Source organism: Actinomycetota bacterium (assembly GCA_005774595.1).
GTDB lineage: Bacteria > Actinomycetota > Coriobacteriia > Anaerosomatales > D1FN1-002 > D1FN1-002.
Window position 1 is genome coordinate 1 of sequence record VAUM01000389.1, and the last position, 1,602, is coordinate 1,602.

The window sequence follows — 1,602 nt, forward strand, 5'->3', positions numbered from 1 at the left end:
CCCCCCTGGCCGACCCGGGCCCCGCCGGGAGCGCGACCCCCCAGCGCGCCGGGCGGCCCGCCCCAGCCCGCGTCGGCGACGTAGAGCCGGCCGTCGGGGCCGTACGCGGCGCTCACCGGCGCGTCGAGCTTGCCGGCGCCCCACTTCCCGCCGCGGACGAACGAGTAGACCTCGCCGTCGCGCGTCAGCTTGACGAGCCGGCGGTTCAGCAGGTCCGCGACGACCATGTTGCCCTCGGCGTCACAGGTGACGTCGTGCGGGCGGCGGAAGCGCATGCCCGTCGCCGGGTCGAGGCCGTCGTACGAGTCGACGATCTCGGCCTGGACGTCGGTGTCCGGGGTCGCGACCGGCACGGGGCGTGTGGGCGACTCGACGACGGTGAGGTAGAAGGCTCCCAGCCCGACGAGCGCGAGCAGCAGGACGGCGAGGATCGCCGTGAGCGCGCGGTCGCGCGGGCCGAGGCGTGGGCGCTCACGGGGATCGCCGGTCACGGGGTCTCCCCCATCCGCCGCAGCGCGTCGATGGCGGGCGCGTAGCCCGGCGAGTAGCGCAGCGCCTCCCGGTACTGCACGACGGCGGGCCCGCGCTCGCCGAGCGCCTCCAGGCACGCGCCGAGCCGGTATCGCGCCGCCGCGTCCGCCGGGGTGCGGTCCAGCACGAGCCGCAACGACCCGGCCGCGGCCGAGGTCTCGCCCGACTCCTGCTGGTAGGTCGCGAGCTGGAACCTGAGCTCCGTGTCGCCCGGGTTCTCAGTCAGGTAGTCGGTGAGTACCGAGACGGCGCCGTCGCGGTTGCCCGAGAACCACAGCGCGGTCGCGAGATGCGCGGCGGCGGGACCGTACCCCGCGTCCAGGCCGAGCGCGGCCGAGAACTCGTCGGCGGCCTCCTGCTCGCGGCCGACCCGGTACAGCGCCAGCCCGAGGTCCGTGTGCAGCTTCGGCGACTCCGGGTCCTGGGCGAGGTCCGAGCGCGCCTGCGCGATCGCGAACTCCTGCGGGTCGACGGGAGGATCGGGCGAGGCGGCCCTCGTCAGCACGCGCGCCACGATGGCGCCGGACGCCAGCAGCAGCAGCACGATGCACGCGAGGATCGCGCGCATCACGAGCGTGCCGTATCGGGTCTCTGACGTCTCGGGGGACACGGGTCGGGCGCGCGCCTTCCTTACGGGTCGCTATCGGCCGCGTTCCATGATGCCCGCGACGGCGCGTGAGGTCGAGAGGCGCGTCACGCGGACCGCCGGCGGCGGCAGCGGAGGAGGGCCCGCTCGCGCGGGCCCCCCATCGATGTCCGGCGCCCCTCCACAGGGCGTTGTCCGCGTATCGCGGGCGCTACCTGCCCCAGACCCCGAACTCGGTCACGGAGTAGCCGTTGCTGCTCTCTGCCGACGTGCAGTAGAGGCGCACGTAGCGGGCGGTGCGGGCGGTGAACGTGTGGGTCTTGGTCCCCGACGTGCCACTGGTGGTCGAGTAGACGTCGGTCCAGGTGCTGCCATCGGTCGAGCACTGGATCCTGTACGCCTTGGCGTAGTAGCTCGAATACCACGGGATCGTGACCTGCTCGACCGTGCGGTTCGCACCGAGGTCGACGGACAGCCACTGCGTG

The 1,602-nt window shown here is 73.9% G+C and carries 3 protein-coding genes; all 3 read right to left on the reverse strand.

The features are described 5' to 3' along the window. Positions 1-491: hypothetical protein (locus tag FDZ70_10370; protein ID TLM66654.1), on the reverse strand; the 491-nt coding region annotated here is incomplete at its 3' end. Next, positions 488-1,141, reverse strand: coding sequence for a tetratricopeptide repeat protein (locus FDZ70_10375; protein TLM66655.1), 654 nt, complete (start codon positions 1,139-1,141; stop codon positions 488-490). The genes FDZ70_10375 and FDZ70_10370, both read right to left, overlap by 4 nt. 187 nt (positions 1,142-1,328) lie before the next feature. Next, positions 1,329-1,602 (reverse strand): discoidin domain-containing protein (locus tag FDZ70_10380; GenBank protein ID TLM66656.1); only part of this gene is annotated, 274 nt, incomplete at its 5' end.